Origin of the sequence: Streptomyces sp. NPDC001568 (genome assembly GCF_042893755.1) — a bacterium.
GTDB lineage: Bacteria > Actinomycetota > Actinomycetes > Streptomycetales > Streptomycetaceae > Streptomyces.
This window is the reverse complement of record NZ_JBIAVF010000001.1, coordinates 121,563-140,647: the sequence shown is the minus strand read 5'-3', so window position 1 is coordinate 140,647 and position 19,085 is coordinate 121,563. Positions and strand designations below refer to the sequence as shown.

The following is a 19,085-nucleotide window of genomic DNA, read 5'->3' as shown; positions in this document are numbered from 1 at the left end:
CGGTTGCGCCGACCGCCCGCGATGTGGATCACATCGCGGGCGGTCGGTACGACGGCGAAACGGTCGGGCGGCGCCCGTCAGACCAGCCGGCGGGCCGTCGCCCAGCGGGTCAGTTCGTGACGGTTGGACAGTTGGAGCTTGCGCAGGACCGCCGAGACGTGCGATTCGACGGTCTTCACCGAGATGAACAGCTGCTTGGCGATCTCCTTGTACGCGTAGCCGCGGGCGATCAGCCGGAGCACCTCGCGTTCGCGCTGGGTGAGCCGGTCGAGGTCCTCGTCGACGGGCGGGGCGTCCGTCGACGCGAACGCGTCGAGCACGAAGCCGGCCAGTCGCGGCGAGAACACCGCGTCGCCGTCCTGGACGCGGAAGACCGAGTCCACCAGGTCGCTGCCGGTGATGGTCTTGGTGACGTACCCGCGGGCGCCGCCCCGGATGACGCCGATGACGTCCTCGGCGGCGTCCGACACCGACAGCGCCAGGAACCGCACCGGGTTCTCGGCCGCCGCCATCAGCGGGGCGCAGCGCCGCAGCACCTCGACGCCGCCGCCGCCGGGCAGGTGCACGTCGAGGAGCACCACCTCGGGGCGGGTGGCGGTGATGACGGTGACCGCCTGGTCGACGTCGGCCGCCTCGCCGACGACCTCGACGCCGGTGCGCGCGGTCTCCCCGATCTCGGCCTGTACTCCGGTGCGGAACATCCGGTGGTCGTCGACGAGCACCACCCGGACCCGCCTGGCCTCCGTCACCGCGTTGTCCTCGGTCATGCCGCCCTCTCCATCTCCAGCTCGACTTCCGTGCCGCCGTCGGGCGCGGACCGCAGTCGTGCGGTCCCGCCGTTGCGCTGCATCCGGCCGATGATCGATTCTCGTACGCCCATCCGGTCGTCCGGTACGGCGTCGATGTCGAAGCCCGGTCCGCGGTCCCGTACGGAGACGAAGACGGTGTTGCCCTCGACCTCCGCGTAGACCTGTACCGGGCCCCCCTCGCCACCGTACTTGGCCGCGTTGACCATTGCCTCGCGTGCGGCCTGGATCTGTGCGGCCAGCTTCTCGTCGAGCGGGCAGTCGCCGACGACGACGACCTCGATGGGGACGCCGTGGTGGTCCTCCACCTCGGCGGCGGTCTTCTTCACGGCCTCGGCGAGGGTGGTGGGCTCCTCGGCCTCGTCCTTGCCGGTGCCCTCGGGCTTGTACAGCCAGTTCCGCAGCTCGCGTTCCTGGGCGCGGGCCAGTCGGCGCACCTCTCCGACGTCCTCGGCGTTGCGCTGGATCAGCGTCAGGGTGTGCAGTACGGAGTCGTGGACGTGGGCGGCGACCTCGGCGCGTTCCTGGGCGCGGATGCGCATCAGGCGTTCCTCGGAGAGGTCCTGGGTCATCCGGATCAGCCAGGGTCCGGCGAGCAGGGCGACGCCGACGAGGACGGCGAGGGTGGCGGTGAGGACGTTGCCCAGTTGGGCGGCCGAGCCCCGTACGACGATGAAGAGGGTCAGGCCGACGCCGACGAGGGCGACGCCCGCGAGGGCCCGGACCACCTGGAAGAGCCGGCCGTGCCGGCCGGCGGCGGCGCTCCAGTGGGCGCGGCGCGCGTTGTCGGCCTGGCGCCAGACGAGGACGACGCCGGCGCCGACGAGCAGGGTCGGCCAGACGTAGCGGCCGTTCTCCCCGCCCACGCGGAGCTGGGAGAAGAAGATGCCCGCGCCGACGGCGAGCGCGATCAGGCCGGAGATCTGCCCCTTGCCGGGCTTGCGCAGCCGGCGGGTGCCGTCGGGGAGGGTCTCGAAGAAGGAGTGGTGTCCGGTGCTGCCGCCCACGCCGAGCGGTACGAAGACCCAGAACGCCGCGTAGAGCAGCACCCCGAGCCCGTCCCCGAACATGAACATGCCGAGGAACGCGAGACGGACCCAGAGCACGGGCAGCCCCAGGTGCCCGGCCAGGCCGCGGGCGACGCCGCCGAGCATCCTGCCGTCGGCGCTGCGGTAGAGCCGGCGGTGCGGGATCGCGGGATCGACGGGGTCCGGTGCGTGCGGGGTGCGGGAGGCGGCTGCTGCGGGCATGTCACCGATGGTCACACGTGCGCGGGACCGAGGACATCAGGGCGTCCCCCCAGTTCCGGCCGGGGGATATCAGGGTTGCGCCAGGGTCGGGCCGGGTGCCGCGCGGCCGTAAGGCCCGTCACCATGGACACATGACCGAAGTACACGACGCCCCGGCCGCCGGAGCCCCCGCCCCGGCTGCGGCCCCGCGGCCGCCCCTGCGCCGCAGCAAGCGCGACAAGGTCCTCGCGGGCGTATGCGGTGGTCTCGGCCGGTACTTCGACCTGGACCCGTTGGTGTTCCGCATCGTCCTCGGGGTGCTCGCCGTCACCGGCGGCGTCGGCCTGATCTTCTACGGGTTCGCCTGGCTGCTGCTGCCCCAGGAGGGCGAGGACGACAGCGAGGGCAAGCGGTTGCTGACCGGCCGCGTCGAGGGCGCCACCCTGGCGGCGGTGTTCAGCGCGCTGGTGGGCTGCGCGCTGTTCCTGTCGATGATGGACAACGGGGTGATGGGGGTCTTCTCGGTCCTGGTCATCCTGGCGCTCGGCGGCGCCTCGTACTGGTCCCAGCGGCACCGGCACACCTACGCCCCCGAGGCCGAGGCCCCGGCGGCGCACCGGCCCGCGTCCCCGGCGCCGCCCGAGACGCAGGCCCCGCCCGTGCCCGGCAGCCCGTCCTGGTGGCGCGATCCGCTGGTGAAGGACGGTACGACGGGACACATCGGCGCGAGCGGCTACCTGTGGGGCCCCGACGACACCCCGCCCACCGCCACGGGTGCGGAACCGGCCGAGCGGCGGCCGAGCGCTCCGGCGGCGGTGCGCGGGTTCGGCGGGGGCATCGGCGGCCGGGTCTTCGTCCTGGCCCTCGTCGCGGCGGGCATCGGCGCGGGCTCGGTGTGGGAGGGCAGTTCCCTCGGGCACGCCCTCCAGGTGGGCCTCGCGTGCGCCCTCACGGTCTTCGGGCTGGGCCTCGCGGTCAGCTCGGTCAAGGGCCGGACCGGGTTCGGCACGATCCTGCTCGGCCTGATCACCGCGGGCCTGCTCGCGACGGCCACCGCGCTGCCGCGCGAGATCGGCACCGACTGGCGGGAGGTCGCCTGGCGTCCGGCCGCGGTGGCCGACGTAAGGCCCGCGTACGCGTCGGGCACCGGGCTGGCCACCCTCGACCTGAGCCGGCTGGACGTACCGAAGGGCTCCACGGTGACGGTCGGCGCCTCCATCGAGGCGGGCCGGCTGAAGGTGGTCCTCCCCCGGGAGGTCACCGCGAAGGCCGTCGTCACCGTCCGGCTGGGTGACATCCGGTTCCCCGGCGAGACCGGTGAGGACGTACGCATCAGACGCGGCGGCGAAACCCGGGAGGCGACGCTGGCGCCCCCCGCCGGCACCGAGGCCGGCGGGACGATCGAGCTGCGCCTGCGCGCGGCCGTGGGACAGGTGGAGGTGGCCCGTGCGGCGTCATGACTTCCAGCCGGGACGGCTGCTGGCCGGGCTGGTGCTGATCGTGGCAGGGGTGCTCTACCTGCTCGACGCGGGCGGCGAGGCCGACGTGCCGTGGTTCCTGGTGGTGCCGATGGCCCTGGGCGGGCTCTCGCTCGCCGCGCTCGTCGGCATGGTGACCTACGCGGTGCGCCGCGACAGGCGCCACCGGCTCGAGGAGCCCTCGGAGCGCCGGGCGAGCGCGTCCAACGACAGGTAGGGGGCGCCGGCGAGGACCAGCGGGAGCCAGGCGACCAGGTAGACGAGGTCGTTGCCGTAGTAGTACGGGGTGACCGCCCAGGAGACCGTGAGCCACAGGCTGAGCGCGATCAGCGCCCCGCCGGCGGCGGCGAGCCGGGTCAGCAGTCCCGCCAGGGTGGCGAGTCCCACCAGGAGTTCACCGGCGGCCAGCACCACGGCGAAACCGACGGGCGCCTTCAGGGCCAGGTCGACCAGGGCGGGGATCGCGGAGGTGTCGCGCACGCCGCGCATCATGTCGCCGATGGATCCGGCGCCGGAGGCCGACAGGAACGCGGAGTCGGTCAGCTTGTCCAGACCCGCGTAGACGAAGGTCACGCCGAGGAAGAGGCGCAGGGGCAGGAGCGCGTACCGGGCGGCTCGGTCCCGCAGGTCGGAGGGAGCACCGGAAAGGACGTCAGTTCGGGTCACGCCCCATGCATACCCCGTCGCCGTTCACTCCGCCACGTCGATGCTGTAGCGGTTCGATTCCACTCCGGCGGCGGTGACCACCTGGACGTCGGTGCGCCCCGGTTCGACCTCCGCGGGGACCGGCACGGTCAGCACCGCGTCCGACGGGTTGGTGAAGCCTCCGGTCACCGGCACCAACGGCACGTGGACGTGCACCTGCCCGATCCGTACGACCAGCCTGGCCATCATCTCCGGCGTCTGCGCCCCCGGGGGTACGAAGCCCACGCCGCGGATCTCGATGTCGTCCCCGGGGCGGACGGCGGAGTCCAGGTCCCCGGGCTCCCGTCTGCGCACCACGGACAGCACGAGCGGGCGGCTGCCCTCGGCGTACTTCGCGGCCAGGTACACCACCGCCGACAGGGCGACGAGCAGCGCGAGCGACCACGGCAGCCGCGGCAGCCGGTCGGGGAAGCGGGCCAGCGTCACCGCGGCGTAGGCCAGCACGACCGTGGAGACCAGGACGTACTGGGCGTCGGGGAAGCTGCCCCGTCCGGCGTCGTCGGTCAGCAGGTCGGCCCCGGCGGGCCGGTCCGCGGGCAGCTTCTGCAACCGCTGGTTCATGATCCGTACGGTGACCACCCGGCGGACCAGCACCGCGACGCCCGAGGTCAGCCCGAGCACGGCCAGCAGCGGCAGCGCGCGGCCGAGCGCCAGCCCGGCGTACAGGGTGTCCCGTTCGGGCCCGGGGGCGGAGGCGGCGAGCCGCAGCGCGGGCAGCAGCGCGGCGAACGCCGTCAGCACGAGCCAGGCGGCGGGGACGGCCTTGGAGGTGGACAGCCGGTTGTCCTCGCCGACCAGCGGGGCCAGCAGGCCGCCGCGCAGCGTCTGGGCGCGGGCGGCGACGGTGAGCAGCCCGGCCAGGACGAGGACGGCCAGCAGGCCGGCGGTGCGGGCGGTCGACCAGCCGGTGCCGAGGGCGGTGCCGACCTGCACCACCAGCAGGACGCCGGCGGCGATCCACAGGGTGAGGACGGTCCGTCGGGAGAGCAGGTACAGCCAGGAGTGCCCGGCCTCTCGGCCGCGGTCGGCGGCGGTGCGGGCGGACAGGGTCAGTTCGTCGGACACCCACTGGCGGGAGGCGCCGAGGGAATGGGCCACGGCGGCCGGCACCCCCTGGCCGGCGGCGAACTCGTCGCGCTTCTCCAGGAAGGCGGCCACCGCCCGGCGGTGCCCCTCCCGTGCGCCGTGCGGGCAGTCGTCGCAGGTGCAGGCGCCGCCGTGGGTGGTTCGGGGGATCTCTTGGACAGCCACGTGCGTGCCGCCTCTCTGAACTCCGGTGCAGTGCCAGCGAATTGTGCACCACTGCGGCAGTGCTCCGGATTGCGCACGATGTCAGAGCAGGTGATTAACCGTTCATGATGTTGACGCCATCGGCGCGTCGCCCCCGTGGCGCAGCGGCTGGTAGCTGACCCAGGCCGCCAGATCGGAGCCGAACCGCTCCCGCGTGAGGACGGCGCTGCGGTGGTCCACGGGTACGGGTTTGCCCGCGGCCCGCGCGATCAGCTGGACCCGGGCGGCCCGTTCGGCGGCGACGAACCACCAGACGGCCGCGTCCACCGAGTCCCCGACGGTCAGCAGCCCGCGGTGGCGCAGGATCAGCGCCTTGTAGGGGCCGAGCGCGTGCGCGATCCGGGCGGCGGCGACGGGGCCGTCCTCGGTGAACTCGTCCAGCAGGGCGTGGTCCTCGTAGAAGGCGCAGGCCTCGGGCGTCAGCGGGGCCAGCAGGTCACCGAGCACGGCGAGCGCCCTGCCGTACGGGGCCTGCGTGCGGACGACGGCCGCCGCCCCGGGCCGCGCCCGGTGGACGGCGACGTGCACGGCGAAGGCCAACTCGTTGAGCCGGCGGGCGCCCTGGAGTACCCGACCGTCGCCGTCGGCCAGCAACAGGTCGTCGGCGGTGAGCCCGCCGAAGGCCCGGCCGAAGGGGTTGACCCAGTAGCAGTCCTCGAATTCGGGATCCCGGACGGTGACCAGGCCGGCCACCCCGTCCTCGTGGTCGAGCCGGGCCAGCAGCCGCAGCGCCTCGGCGAGGCGTTCCTTGCGGTGGGCGCGCTCCTCCTCGACGGTGTCGTGGACGGGCGGCATGTCGAATCGCAGCCGCTCCACGGGCACGGGTCCGGGTCGTTCGGCCATGGCACCTCCTGCGGGTCGCGGCGCAAGGTACCGGCGGCCGGTCGAAGAGGCCAGAGGCGGGGCGCGGGCGGGAGGGCGCAAAACGGCGGAGCCGCCGCCCCCGGTAAGGGGGCGGCGGCTCCGCCGGTGGTGCGGGCGGGGAGTCCTACTCCCACTCGATGGTGCCCGGCGGCTTGCTCGTGCAGTCCAGGACCACGCGGTTCACGTCGGGGACCTCGTTGGTGATCCGGGTGGAGATCTTCGCGAGCACCTCGTACGGCATCCGCGTCCAGTCCGCGGTCATCGCGTCCTCGGAGGAGACGGGGCGCAGCACGATCGGGTGGCCGTAGGTGCGGCCGTCGCCCTGGACGCCGACGCTGCGGACGTCCGCGAGCAGGACGACCGGGCACTGCCAGATCTCCCGGTCGAGGCCGGCGGCGGTGAGCTCGTGGCGGGCGATGGCGTCGGCCTCGCGCAGCAGGTCCAGGCGCTCCTTGGTGACCTCGCCGACGATGCGGATGCCGAGGCCGGGGCCGGGGAACGGCTGGCGCTGGACGATCTCGTCGGGCAGGCCGAGCTCCTGGCCGACCATTCGGACCTCGTCCTTGAACAGCTGGCGCAGCGGCTCGACGAGTTCGAACTCGATGTCGTCGGGGAGGCCGCCCACGTTGTGGTGCGACTTGATGTTCGCGGTGCCGGTGCCGCCGCCGGACTCGACGACGTCCGGGTACAGGGTGCCCTGGACGAGGAAGGCGACCGCGGGGCCGTCCTCCTGGAGGATCTCCAGCTGTGCCTGCTCGAAGACGCGGATGAACTCGCGGCCGATGATCTTCCGCTTGGTCTCCGGGTCGGAGACACCGGCCAGCGCGGTCAGGAAGCGCTCCTGGGCGTCGACGACCTTCAGCTGGACGCCGGTGGCCGCGACGAAGTCCTTCTCGACCTGCTCGGTCTCGCCCTTGCGCATCAGGCCGTGGTCGACGTAGACGCAGGTCAGCTGCGAGCCGATGGCCTTCTGGACGAGGGCCGCGGCGACCGCGGAGTCCACGCCGCCGGAGAGGCCGCAGATGGCGCGCTTGTCGCCGACCTGCTCGCGGATGGCCGCGATCTGCTCCTCGACGATGTTGCCGGTGGTCCAGGTGGGGGCCAGGCCGGCGCCGCGGTAGAGGAAGTGCTCCAGGATCTGCTGGCCGTGCGTGGAGTGCATGACCTCGGGGTGGTACTGGACCCCGTACAGCCGCTTCTCGTCGTTCTCGAAAGCCGCGACCGGGACGACGTTCGTCGAGGCGGTGACGGCGAAGCCCTCGGGGGCGGCGGAGCAGGCGTCGCCGTGGGACATCCACACGGACTGGTTCGCCGGGGTGCCCTCGAAGAGGGTGGAGCCGGCCTTGGAGACGGCCAGCGGGGTGCGGCCGTACTCGCGCGCGCCGGTGTTGTCGACGGTGCCGCCGAGGGTGGTCGCCATCAGCTGGAAGCCGTAGCACATCCCGAAGACGGGGACGCCTGCCTCGAAGAGGGCACGGGAGTCGTCCAGGCGCGGGGCGCCCTCTTCGTACACGGAGGACGGACCGCCGGAGAGGATGATCGCCTTCGGGTCCTTGGCGAGCATCTCGGCCACGGGCATCGTGCTGGGCACGATCTCGCTGTAGACCCGGGCCTCGCGGACGCGGCGGGCGATGAGCTGGGCGTACTGGGCGCCGAAGTCGACGACGAGAACCGTGTCCGGGGCGCTGTCGTGGGCGGCGGAGGGTGCTTCTGGCACGGGGCGGCCTTCCGGCGGAAGAGGTGGCTTTGTTTTGTCGATTCTAACGGGGGCCGTAAGCCCCTTTTCGTCTCACCATCCGAACCGGCTTGGCCCGGAGCGGGACGGAAGGTAATAATCCGTTCCATGCGCAAGCAGCTGAGCTTCCTCTTTACCTATGGCACCGGCCGGTCCGGTCGCCATGGGTCATCGTGATGCTCGCTTGAGCCGCTGACTTCCCAGAGCGCCCCGGTCCGACAGGACCGGGGCGCTCTCGCGTTTCCGCTCCCGTCGGTCCCCACCACCCACAGGAGCACCGACATGACCACGATCACCACCACCCCCGAGCAGCTCATCGCCGACTCCCGGATCCGCATCGACGCCATCGACGACCGGATCATCGGCCTCATCCAGGAACGGATGGCCGTCTCGACCGTCATCCAGGACGCGCGCATCGGCTCCGGGGGTCGCCGGGTGCACCTGTCGCGCGAGATGGAGGTGCTGGCGCACTGGAGCGACGCCCTCGGCAAGCCCGGCACCACGCTCGCGATGACCCTGCTGGAGCTGTGCCGGGGTCGTGTCTGAGGCGCGGGCTGCCGTTCGTCACCCGTCCGGGCCGTGACCGGCCCCGCGGCGCTTCGTTGGTGTCGATGTCCGTGCCGGCCAGGCACGGGTCCGCACCACCACGCGTGACTCCGCGGGAGCGATGAGACGTGACGCCCGACGGCGCGCGTCGTGGGACCTCGCTCCTTCGCGTGACCGGACGGCAGGGGACAGCAGCCCGGTCACCCCGTGGAGGACGGCCGGTTCGGGGGACGCCCCGGGCCGGCCGTTCTCGTGTCCGCCCTCGCGTTCCCCGGGCCGACTGTTCTCGTGTCCGCCGTCGCGTTCCCCGAACCCCGTCGTCCCGTCGCCGGCGTCAGCCGCGCCCCGCGCGGCGGCGTTGGAAGACCACGCACAGCGCGCCGCCCGCCGCGACCAGCGCGGCCCCGCCGAACCCGAGCAGGCCCGCGATGCTGCCGGTGGGGGCCAGGGGTCCCTCGTCACCGAGTCCCCCGGCGGCGGTCGTCCTCGCCCTCGCGCCGGGGTCGTCCGTCGGGTCCTGCGAGACCCACGGATCGGGGATCGCGACCGGGGCGCCGGGGCCCGGACCGACCGCGGTGCCCGTCGCGTTGGCCAGGAAGAGCGCGGCGTTGTTGGCCGGGTACGGGTCGAGGACGGGCCGTCGGGGCTCGCCCCGCGGGCCGGGTCCGCCCGCGACGACGGCGCCCTGGGCGTTCGGCACCACCTGCTCGACCCTCAGTTCGAGGACGAACTCGACGCGCTCGGACTCCCTCACGGACGGTCCCGTCGCGCACAGCAGCCGGGCCGGCCCGCGACCGGGGACGACCCGGCAGCCGGCCGGGACCCGGGTCACCCTCAGGCCCGGCGGCACCCGTACGTCGACGACGGCCGCGGCGGCGCCGGGCCGGGGGTCGAACACCCAGGCCGGCCCGTGGTTGCGCAGCACCACCGCGGCCCTGACCCGGCTCCCGGCGGCGCCCCTGACGGACAGGGGCTCGACCGCGAGGTCCGCCGCGTTCTCCACGGCGAAAGCGAACTCGCGCCGGTCGGCGCGGGCCGCCGGGGTCGCGCCGCGCGAGGCCCGACCGGGCGGGGCGAGCGCCCCCGGCGCGACCGGCGCCGCCCGCCTGACGAGGGTGAGCGTCCGGCCGGTGGCGTGCCCGCCGTGCGCGGGCCGGTCCGCGTCCGAGCGCCCGGTGCGATCCGGGCCGGCGGGGGTGACGCCGTAGCCGAGCAGTTCGGTGCGGGCGTACGGGGCGGCCCTGAGGTCGAGGGGGCTGTCGCCGGCGATCTCGTAGACCTCGCCTGCGGCGAAGTCGCCGTCGACGGTGCACAGGGCCGTGGTCGAGGTCGGGCCGGTGCGGTAGGCGCAGTTGTCGTAGCGCCGGGTCAGTTCCAGGCCGCGGGTGGCGGTGAGTTCCAGGACCACGCCGCTCGCCGGGCCGGTGCCGCGGTTCGCGAAGGCGAGCGGCAGCGGCTGGCTCTCGCCCGGCTTCGGGTCCCGCTTGAGCCGCATCTCCTCCACCACCAGGTCCGGACCGCCGACCGTGACCCGGGTGACGGCCGCCGCGACGGCGACGCCGGCCGCCCGGGCGGTGACCGTGAGGGTGCCGCTCGCGCCGGCGCCGGCGCCCTGCTCGGCGGTGACGTCCAGGTCGAGCACGAGGCTCGTGCCCGGGCGGGCCGCCCGCTCGACGCAGACGAGGCGGGCTCCGTCGGCCGCGCACCTCGCCACCGGCGCCGCCCCGCCCTCCCGGACGATCGCCACGCCCGCGACGCCGCTCAGGTCGACGGTGAAGGTGACGTCACCGCCGCGGAAGCCGGTGGCGCCCGTCGCGGCGTCCGCATCCCGGGCCCCGGCCGTCGCGTCCGTCATGTCCGTCGCGTCCGTCGCGTCCGTCGCGTCGATCGCGTCCGTCCCCAGGCCCTCCCCCGCAGCCGGCAGGTCCAGGCGGAAGGTCAGCGGCGTCGGCTGCGCGGCATCCGTGGCGGGACGCGCCGGGAGGGTCAGCGCGGCCGGTCCGACCAGCGGGAGCAGCGGCTGCGCGGCGTGTGCGGAGGGGACGGCCGGCCCTGCGGCGAACAGGCCGCAGACGGCCAGCAGGGCGATGCGCTGTCTCATGCACCACTTGACCGCCGGACGGCCCGCACAGTTGCGCACTTCGCCGTGTGACCGACACCACAGCTCCGGGAACCGGATTCCGGTACAACCTTCTCCGGCGACCGCCTGTCACTCATGTACTGCGGTGAGTACCGCGCTCGGAGGGGGAGCGCGGTGCTCACCGTCGTCATTGCTCCGGTTCCGATTGCCTGCGGGGCACGTCCGGGACCGCCAGGAACGGCAGCCTCAGCGCCCCGAAGGCCTCCTTCGGGACCGCCGGCCGGTTCGGCTCCACCGCCGCCAGCCGTACGTACGCCTCCCCCTGCGCGGGCCGCCGGTCCGCCTCGCCCTTGTTGGGCCAGTACGACATCGCCCGCTCGGCCTGCGCCGTGATCGTCAGCGACGGGTTGACCCCGAGGTTCGCGGAGACCGCCGAACCGTCGACGACGGAGATGCCCGGGTGCCCGTGGAGCCGGTGGTACGGGTCGACCACGCCCTCCCGCGGCGAGGCGCCGATGGGACAGCCGCCGAGGAAGTGCGCGGTCAGCGGGGTCCCCATCAGTTCGCCGATGTTGCTCCCCGCGAAGCCGTTGATCTCCTCGGCCAGCAGCGTCGCGGCCCGCGTCGCCGCCTCGATCTGCACGGGGTTGGGGGCGCCGTGGCCCTGCCGCGCGGTGAGCAGGCCCTTGCCGATGCCGCCGGGCTTGCGGTACGTCGTCAGGGAGTTGTCCACCGACTGCATGACCAGGCCGATGATCGTCCGCTCCGACCAGCGCCGGTTGGACAGCGCGCGCAGCAGCTGTACGGGGTGCTTGGCGGTGCGGGCGAGCCAGGACCGCACCCGGTGCGCGCCGTAGGGCACCTGGAGGATGGTCATGAACCCCATGGCGTTGGAGCCCTTGCCGTAGCGGACGGGCTCGATGTGGGTGTCGGCGTCGGGGTGGACGGACGAGGTGATCGCGACGCCCCGCGTGAAGTCCACCCGTCCGACACCGCCGTGTCGGCCGCGGTAGCGGCGGTCGTCGGTCTGCGCGCCGACCAGGCCTTCGGAATTGGTCCGGGTCAGCTCGCCGAGCCGGTCCGAGAGGTGGGGCAGCTCGCCCCGGTCCTTCATGGCGTGCAGCAGGGTCTGGGTGCCGTACGTGCCCGCCGCGACGACCACGTACCGGGACCGGAGCACCTTGGCCCGGCCCTTGCGGCGGTGGTCGGTGGGGACCGTGCGGACGCGGTGGCCGCCGTCGGGGTGCTCGGAGAGCGCGGTGACGGTGGTCATGGGGTGGATGACGGCGCCGGCGCGTTCGGCGAGGTGCAGGTAGTTCTCGTTCAGGGTGTTCTTCGCGCCGTGCCGGCAACCGGTCATGCACTCGCCGCACTCGGTGCAGGCCCGGCGGGAAGGGCCGGCCCCGCCGAAGTACGGGTCCGCCGCCTCTTGTCCGGGCAGGAGACGGCGCTCGTCCCCGGCTCCGTCCGCTCCCCCGGCGTCCTCGCCGTCGCCGAAGAAGACGCCGACCGGGGCCATGTGGAAGGAGTCCCCGACGCCCATCTTCTCGGCGGCCGCCTTGAGGTGGACGTCGGAGGGCGTCAGCGTCGGGTTGAGCCGCACGCCGAGCATCCGCTTGGCCTGGTCGTAGTACGGGGCCAGCTCCGCGCGCCAGTCGGTGATGGCCGCCCACTGCCGGTCCTCGAAGAAGGCCGCGGGCGGCACGTAGAGGGTGTTGGCGTAGTTGAGCGAGCCGCCGCCCACGCCGGCGCCCGCGAGCACCATCACGTTGCCGAGCAGGTGGATGCGCTGGATCCCGAACAGTCCGAGGGCGGGCGCCCACAGGTAGTTGCGCAGGTCCCAGCTGTTGCGGGGCAGGCTCTCGCGGGTGAAGCGCCGCCCGGCCTCCAGCACGCCGACCCGGTAGCCCTTCTCGGTGAGCCGCAGCGCGGAGACGGCCCCGCCGAAGCCCGACCCGATGACGAGGACGTCGTAGTCGTAGCCGTCGACGCCGTCCGCGTCGCCCCGGCCGTCCACGTGGTCCTGTCGGCCGCTTCCGTTGCCGCCGTCGTTCTCGTACGACACTGCCGTGCCTCCCAATCGGTCGCGCGGGTCGGGCAGGATCCGGACGGGACGGGGCCGTCCCTTCCGGACCGTGCCGGTCAAGCAGGATCCGGACGGGACCGCCTAGCGGAACCGCAGTGCCTTCAGGACCTTGAGGCTGCGGGTCATGAACCGCGCGTACTGCTCGTCGTCCATGCCCATCGACGGGGCCATGGGCAGCAGCCGCTGGTGGGCCACCGTCTGCGCCTCCGTGTACTTGAGGATGCCCTCGGAGCCGTGCCGGCGGCCGAGGCCGGAGTCCTTCATGCCGCCCATGGGCGCCTGGGCGCTGCCGTAGGCCGGGGCGTAGCCGTCGTTGATGTTGACGGTGCCGGTGCGCAGGCGGGCCGCGACGGAGTGGCCGCGGCGGGCGTCCTTGGTCCAGACGCTGGCGTTGAGGCCGTAGCTGGTGGCGTTGGCGCTCGCGACGGCCTCGTCCTCGTCGGTGAAGCGGTAGACGGACACGACCGGGCCGAAGGTCTCCTCGGCGCAGACCGCCATCGGGGCCTCGACCCCGTCGAGGATGGTGGGTTCGTAGAAGAGCGGGCCGAGGTCGGGGCGGGCGACGCCGCCCGCGACGAGGGTGGCTCCCTTGGCGACGGCCTCGTCCACGTGCCGCCGCACGGTCTCCAGTTGCCGTTCGCCGACCAGCGAGCCCATGTCCGCCCCGTAGGCGAGGGCGCTGCCCAGGCGCATGGCCCGGGTGCGGGCCGCGAAGCGCTCGACGAACTCGTCGGCGATCGAGGCGTGGACGTAGAGCCGCTCGATGGAGATGCACAGCTGGCCGGCGGAGGAGAAGCAGGCCCGTACGGCGCCCGCGGCGGCCTTCTCCACGTCCGCGTCGGCGAGGACGAGCATGGCGTTCTTGCCGCCGAGTTCCAGGCTGACGCCGACGAGGCGGGCGGCGGCGCCCTGCGCGACCTCGCGGCCGGTGCGGGTGGAGCCGGTGAAGGAGACGTAGTCGGCGTGGCGGACGACCTCGGGGCCGACGACCGGGCCCTCGCCGAGGACGACCTGGAAGACCTCGGCGGGCAGTCCGGCCTCGATCAGCAGGTCACGGGCCCACAGTGCGGTGAGGGCGGTCTCGGTGTCGGGCTTCATGACGACGGCGTTGCCGGAGACGAAGGCGGGCAGGGCGTCGCCGACGGAGAGTTCGAGGGGGTAGTTCCAGGGGGCGATCTGGCCGACGACCCCGCGCGGCTGGCGCAGCTCGGTCACCTTGGTGAGGGTCGGCATCGCGCCGGTGTGCCCCTTGGGCCGCAGGTAGGAGGGCGCCTTGCGGCCGTAGTGCCGGGCGGCGACCACGACGGCCTGCACCTCCTCGTGGGCGTGCAGACGGGCCTTGCCCGTCTCCAGCTGGATGAGGTCGAGCACCTCCGCCTGCCGCTCCAGGACCAGGTCGTGGAAGCGCAGCAGCACGGCGGCACGCCGGCGTACGGGCACGGCGGCCCAGGCGCCCTGGGCGGCGCGGGCCCTGTCGAAGGCCTCGGCCACGTCCTCGGGGGTGGCTTCGGGCAGGTCCGCCAGCTTGTCCCCGGTGAAGGGGGTGTGGTTGGCGGTCCGGCCGGAGCCGATGACTCCGCGGGTCAGCCGGGCGACCAGGTCGGGGGTCACCACGTCGGCGGCCGTACGCACGCCTGCCGGGGCCGGGGCGACCGGGTTGGTGGGCTGCGGTGCGCTGCGGAGGGGGGCGGCGGGGGCCTGCGAGTCCGTCATGGCGGTGAGCGTATTCCGCCGGGCGGCCTTTGGGTACCCGTGGGTAACCGGATTTTGCCAAGTCTGCCAGTAATCGCTGGCGCATTGGGTGCGGTGCGGCGCGATCAGCCCTTCCTGGGCGCGGCCTGCCACCCGCTGAGCACGACGTCGAACTGTTGCCGCGTCTTCGTCCAGTCGCTCACCGGCCCGGCCATGTAGATCGCGTACTCGACGCCATCGGGCGTGACGTACATCTGCTCGATGGCCCGGCGCGGTCCGGGGAACTGCACCTTCTCCGTCCAGCTGAACTCCCACTGGGCTCCCAGGGCCGTGTCCCGGAAGCTGTTCTGGCGCAGGATCTCGCGCTTGTAGTCCATGCGCTCCTTGACCTGTCGTTCCATGTCGAGGACGTGCATGTACGGGTTCGGGTAGTCCGGGGTGGTGTCGATGGCGATCCGCAGGACGTGCCGACCGTTGTCGGGGGTGTAGTCGATCTGGTTGCCGTTCATCAGGCGCTGCCAGCCCTCCGGGACGAAGAGCGTGAACCCCTCCTCGTCCTTGACCCGCTTCCAGCCCGCCGGCACCGCCCTGGTCGCGGCGTCGTCACCGGACGCGGCGACATCGGGCGCACCGGCCGAGGGCGTCGACCCGCTCTTGCCCGCGGTCCCGTCGTCGGACCCGTCCAGCCAGGTCAGTACGCCGAACACGCCGCCGCCGCCCAGCAGCGCCGCCACCACGGCCACGGCGGCGGCCCGCTTGAGCCGCCCGGGGGCGGGTCCGGCGGGGCCCGTCGGGGACACGGGGACGGCGGTGGTCGCGGCCGGGGCGGCGGGGACCGGCTCCGGCGGCGGCGGGGGCGCCTGCTCCTGGGACTCGCGTTCGGCGACGGTCACCGCCCGGGTGGGCACGTACGCGTGCGCGGCCCTGGGCTCCCGGCCCTCCATCGCCTCCAGCAGCATCTGCTCGGCCTCGGCCGCCGACGGCCGCTCGGCGGGGTCCTTGCGCAGCAGGGCGGTGATGACCGGTCCCAGCGCGCCGGACTGGCGCAGGGCGGGCGGTTCGTCGTTGACGACGGCCTGGAGGCTGGAGATGGGCGAGGTCCGACGGAACGGCGAGAGGGCCTCGACGGCCGTGTACAGCGTCGCGCCGAGGGACCACAGGTCGGAGGCCGGGTCGGGGGCCCCGCCGGTGACCCGCTCCGGGGCCAGGTAGTCGATGGAGCCGACGAGCTCCCCGGTACGGGTGATGGAGGAGTCGCCCTCGATCGCCGCGATGCCGAAGTCGGTCAGCAGCACCCGACCGTCCTTCGCGAGCAGCACGTTGCCGGGCTTCACGTCCCGGTGCAGCACGCCGACCGCGTGCGCGGCGCGCAGCGCGCCCAGCACGTGCAGCCCGATCCGGGCGGCCTCCATGGGCTCGATGCGGCCCGCCGCCTTCGCCGCCTCGGCGAGGGAGGGGCCGTCGATGTACTCCATGACGATCCACGGCCGGTCGTCGTGTTCCAGTACGTCGTGCACGGTGACGACCGCCGGATGCTGGATCCGGGCCGCCGCCCGGGCCTCCTTCTGGGTACGGGCGTGCAGGACCTCACGGTCCGCTTGCGCCACGTACAGACCCGCCGTCAGTTCCTTGACGGCCACGGTCCGGTGCAGCAGCTCGTCGTGCGCACGCCACACCTTGCCCATGCCGCCACTGCCGATGGGCTCCACGAGCCGGTACCGGCCCGCGAGCACCGCACCCGCGCCTGTCTGCTGTTCCACGAAACCCCGCCGCTCTGTGCACTTCGGGCCAGATTACGGAGCCTGCGGCCAGAGCCGAAACCGCGCGGGGGCGGTAGGACAGCACTGTGACGCAATTGCCGTATTGACAGGCCGTCAGTCCCTTGTCAACCCCCGGACCGGTAACTCGCCGTGGCCTTCTCGAAGACGTCGGTGACCTTGTCCTGGTTGTCCTCCGGACCCGTGACCATGACGATGTGGTACTTGCCCCCGAGCGCCACGACGAAGTTCCGGGCGAACAGGGACCGGCCCGCCGCGTCGATCCAGGTGTACCGGCCGGTGACCCGCAGCTGCTGGCCCACCTTGGTGGACTTCACGTCGCCGCCGGACGCCCAGGTGGAGTTGCGGTACGGGGCCAGTTCCGGCTCCTTGTCCTTCTGGTAGCCCACCGGATCCGGATTGCCGCCCTCCACCTGATCCCGGCCCGGGACCACGATCAGGGTGAACTGGCCCTGTACGTAGCGCACCTGACCGGCCTCGTTGATCGTCTGCCGCTCCCAGCCGTCGGGGACAGCGATCGAGAAGTGCGCGGGGTCCTGCTGGACGGTGAAGCCCTGCGGCGCGGGCGCGTCCGTCTGCGGGGCGGGCTTGGACTCGGGGTTCCCGGAGGGGGTACGGCTCGGCTCGGGCCGCGCGGGACCGCTCCCGGTCGGGGCGGAGGCGGAGGGCTTCGGGCTCTGCGCCGCCGTCGGCTGCCGCCCCCCGGCCTCCGGGTCCCCCGACCGGGGCATGAACAGCATCGCGTACGCCACCGCCCCCGCGAGGACGGCCAGGACCCCGACGAGCAGGGTCCTGCCCAGGGCGCGCGGCTTGCGCGGGGCGGCCGGATTGCGGTGCCGCCCGTGCAGTTCGGCGCGCCGGCGCGGAAGCGGCAGCCGGGCGGGGTCGGCTTCCGGCGTCAGGAGCATGCCGAGGTCGCCGTCGGGCTCCGGCGCGGAACGCACGAGGGACCGCAGCCAGCCGCGCAGCTCCTCGAAGTCGGGCCGCTCGGTGGGGTCCTGGCGCAGCAGCGACTCCACGACGGGGCGCAGCGGGCCGCACTCCTCGGCGAAGGCGGGGGCCTCCGCGCACACCATCTCGACGAGTTCGGCCGCGTTGTCCTCCGGGTACGGGGCGTGGCCCTGCACGGCCCGGTAGAGCAGCGCGCCGAGCGCCCACAAATCGGTGGCCGGGCCGACGGGCGCGGCGAGCTGCCAGTGGCCGTGCACGGGGCCGGCCTGTTCGGGCGCCCACCGCTCGGTGACGGCCCCGACGACGGCCATCCGCGTCTGCCGGGCCCGCTCGGCGTCCAACCCGGTGCGCGGACCCCCACCGCGCCCACCGGGCGCGTCCCAGCCGCCGCGCGCCGGGGCGGCGGGCGTCGGTACCGGCGTCGGGACGGGCGTCGGGACCTGGAGCCCGGTGCCGGGACGGTGGCCGCCGGCCGTGTCCCGGCCGGCGCCGCCCGGGTGCGCCGGGGTCGGCGTCGGGGGCCTGCCCGGGGTCTCCGCCTGCCGGTAGCCCTGGGGCAGCGCCAGTCGGGCGGGGAGCGCGGGCCGGGCCGGATCGCCGAGCGGACCCTCGGGCTCCGGCTCGGCACGCTCCTCGTGGGGCGGCTCGGGCAGCTCCTCGTACGACGGCTCCGGGAGCTCCTGCCGCGGCGGCTCCGTCGGCTGCGCGGCCTCCGGCCGGCCGCGCCGGGTGGCGCCGTGCCAGGGCGTGGCGGCGGGGCCGTCCGGGCCGCCGTACGGGTAGGCGTAGCCCTGCGGCAGGTTGGCCCCCGTCGGCCGCACCGGCGGCAGGAGGCCCGGCGGCGGCTCGGCCCCGGCCACCGCCCCGCGCTCCTCCGCCACCTTCGCGGCGGCGGCCCGCGCCCCGGCCCGGTAGGCGGCGATGGTGCCGGCGCGGGCGGTCGCCTGGAGGTCGGCGGCGTCGTCCTGCGGGGGCAGCGCCCGCTGCGGGGTGATGTGGTCGGAGTACCGCGGCCCGGTGTCGTACCCGGGAGCGACGAGCGGCGCGTACGCCGGACCGGGCGCCGGCGGCTCCGGCGCGTACGCGGGCCCCTGGGCACGCCGCTCCGACGGCTCCCACGCCTCGGCCCCGAAACCGGCACCGAGCGGCTCCGGCGAAGGCACCCCGTAGCCGGGGCCCTCGTACCCGGGGCTGTCGTACCCGGGGCCGGGGCCGGCCGGCGGGCCCCATCCGGAGTCGGTGTCGGCGGGGTCCTCGAAGTCCGGCCGCGGCACCGGGTCGTACCCGCACAGGGCCTCCTCGGCGGCGCCCGCCGCCAGCCCGGTCAGGACGACTCGGCCGTCATCGCATATCAACACCGTCCGGACGGTGATGTTCCGATGCGTCCAGCCGTGCGCGTGCAGCACCCGCAGCGCGGTCAGCACGTCGGAGGCCACCTCCGCCGCCCTGTAGGGGCTCAGCGGTTCCTCGGCGATCAACGCGGCCAGCGGCCTCGCGGGGACGAGCTCGCTCACGATCCACAGCGAGCCGCCCTCCGCGAACACGTCGAAGACCTGGTCCAGTCGCGCGTGGTCGGGTACGGACGCCGCCGCCTGCGCGGCGGCGATGGCCCGCCGCACCGCGGGTAGTTCCCCCGTGCGTTGCCCCTGCGCGGCCTGCGGACCGGACGAGCCGTCGAGCAGCTCGGCGTCCACGACCTCCGGCAACGGCACCTGCCGGACCAGTACTTCCTGTCCGCTACGGGTGTCGAAGGCCCTGGTCTCCGTCAGCTCGTACTCGTCGGACGGCGGCAGCGGCAGACGGTAGCGGTCGGCCAGGATCCGGCCCGCGTAGTCCTCCACATCG

The 19,085-nt window shown here is 74.1% G+C and carries 14 protein-coding genes; 3 read left to right on the top strand and 11 right to left on the bottom strand.

What is annotated here, in order from left to right:
• Nucleotides 1-77: 77 nt before the first annotated feature.
• Nucleotides 78-767 carry a LuxR C-terminal-related transcriptional regulator gene (locus ACFY0I_RS00720; RefSeq protein WP_281209609.1) on the bottom strand — a complete coding sequence of 230 codons (690 nt, stop codon included), beginning with the start codon at nt 765-767 and terminating at the stop codon, nt 78-80.
• Entirely contained in the window at nt 764-2,056 is a 1,293-nt protein-coding gene (locus ACFY0I_RS00715) for a PspC domain-containing protein (RefSeq protein WP_388888209.1), read from the bottom strand. The genes ACFY0I_RS00720 and ACFY0I_RS00715 overlap by 4 nt, the downstream gene beginning before the upstream one ends.
• A gap of 131 nt (nt 2,057-2,187) precedes the next feature.
• On the opposite strand from ACFY0I_RS00715, the gene ACFY0I_RS00710 reads away from it, so the two are divergent.
• Together ACFY0I_RS00710 and ACFY0I_RS00705 are read left to right on the top strand one after the other, a co-directional pair.
• Nucleotides 2,188-3,495: a PspC domain-containing protein gene (locus ACFY0I_RS00710; RefSeq protein ID WP_388888206.1), complete on the top strand. Its 1,308-nt coding sequence runs from the start codon at nt 2,188-2,190 to the stop codon at nt 3,493-3,495.
• Complete coding sequence (locus tag ACFY0I_RS00705; RefSeq protein ID WP_388888204.1) at nt 3,482-3,730, top strand: hypothetical protein; 249 nt, start codon at nt 3,482-3,484, stop codon at nt 3,728-3,730. Before ACFY0I_RS00710 ends, ACFY0I_RS00705 begins: the two co-directional genes overlap by 14 nt.
• Here the strand turns inward: ACFY0I_RS00705 and ACFY0I_RS00700 are convergent.
• The 4 genes from ACFY0I_RS00700 to guaA form a co-directional block, all read right to left on the bottom strand.
• A complete protein-coding gene (locus ACFY0I_RS00700; protein WP_388888201.1) occupies nt 3,652-4,179 on the bottom strand; it encodes a TQO small subunit DoxD in 528 nt (175 codons plus the stop codon). The two genes, ACFY0I_RS00705 and ACFY0I_RS00700, sit on opposite strands and share 79 nt — an antisense overlap.
• 24 nt (nt 4,180-4,203) lie before the next feature.
• A complete protein-coding gene (locus tag ACFY0I_RS00695; protein ID WP_388888199.1) occupies nt 4,204-5,469 on the bottom strand; it encodes a hypothetical protein in 1,266 nt (421 codons plus the stop codon).
• A 102-nt stretch (nt 5,470-5,571) separates the two neighbouring features.
• Nucleotides 5,572-6,351: a class II aldolase/adducin family protein gene (locus ACFY0I_RS00690; RefSeq protein WP_388888196.1), complete on the bottom strand. Its 780-nt coding sequence runs from the start codon at nt 6,349-6,351 to the stop codon at nt 5,572-5,574.
• 145 nt (nt 6,352-6,496) lie between these two features.
• Nucleotides 6,497-8,089, bottom strand: coding sequence for a glutamine-hydrolyzing GMP synthase (guaA, locus tag ACFY0I_RS00685; protein ID WP_388888193.1), 1,593 nt, complete (start codon nt 8,087-8,089; stop codon nt 6,497-6,499).
• Nucleotides 8,090-8,389: 300 nt separating this feature from the next.
• On the opposite strand from guaA, the gene ACFY0I_RS00680 reads away from it, so the two are divergent.
• Nucleotides 8,390-8,653 carry a chorismate mutase gene (locus tag ACFY0I_RS00680; protein ID WP_388888189.1) on the top strand — a complete coding sequence of 88 codons (264 nt, stop codon included), beginning with the start codon at nt 8,390-8,392 and terminating at the stop codon, nt 8,651-8,653.
• A 334-nt stretch (nt 8,654-8,987) separates the two neighbouring features.
• Here ACFY0I_RS00680 and ACFY0I_RS00675 read toward each other — a convergent pair whose 3' ends face one another.
• From ACFY0I_RS00675 to ACFY0I_RS00655, 5 genes are all read right to left on the bottom strand, one after another.
• Nucleotides 8,988-10,754 (bottom strand): hypothetical protein, encoded by a 1,767-nt coding sequence (locus ACFY0I_RS00675; RefSeq protein ID WP_388888186.1) that lies wholly within the window; start codon nt 10,752-10,754, stop codon nt 8,988-8,990.
• Nucleotides 10,755-10,920: 166 nt separating this feature from the next.
• Nucleotides 10,921-12,750, bottom strand: a complete 1,830-nt coding sequence (locus ACFY0I_RS00670) for an FAD-dependent oxidoreductase (RefSeq protein ID WP_388889267.1) — start codon at nt 12,748-12,750, stop codon at nt 10,921-10,923.
• A 150-nt stretch (nt 12,751-12,900) separates the two neighbouring features.
• Nucleotides 12,901-14,532, bottom strand: coding sequence for a succinic semialdehyde dehydrogenase (locus ACFY0I_RS00665; RefSeq protein ID WP_388888184.1), 1,632 nt, complete (start codon nt 14,530-14,532; stop codon nt 12,901-12,903).
• 104 nt (nt 14,533-14,636) lie between these two features.
• Nucleotides 14,637-16,271, bottom strand: a complete 1,635-nt coding sequence (locus ACFY0I_RS00660) for a serine/threonine-protein kinase (protein WP_388888177.1) — start codon at nt 16,269-16,271, stop codon at nt 14,637-14,639.
• 125 nt (nt 16,272-16,396) lie between these two features.
• Nucleotides 16,397-19,081, bottom strand: a complete 2,685-nt coding sequence (locus ACFY0I_RS00655; protein ID WP_388888175.1) for a serine/threonine protein kinase — start codon at nt 19,079-19,081, stop codon at nt 16,397-16,399.
• Between the last annotated feature and the right edge of the window lie 4 nt (nt 19,082-19,085).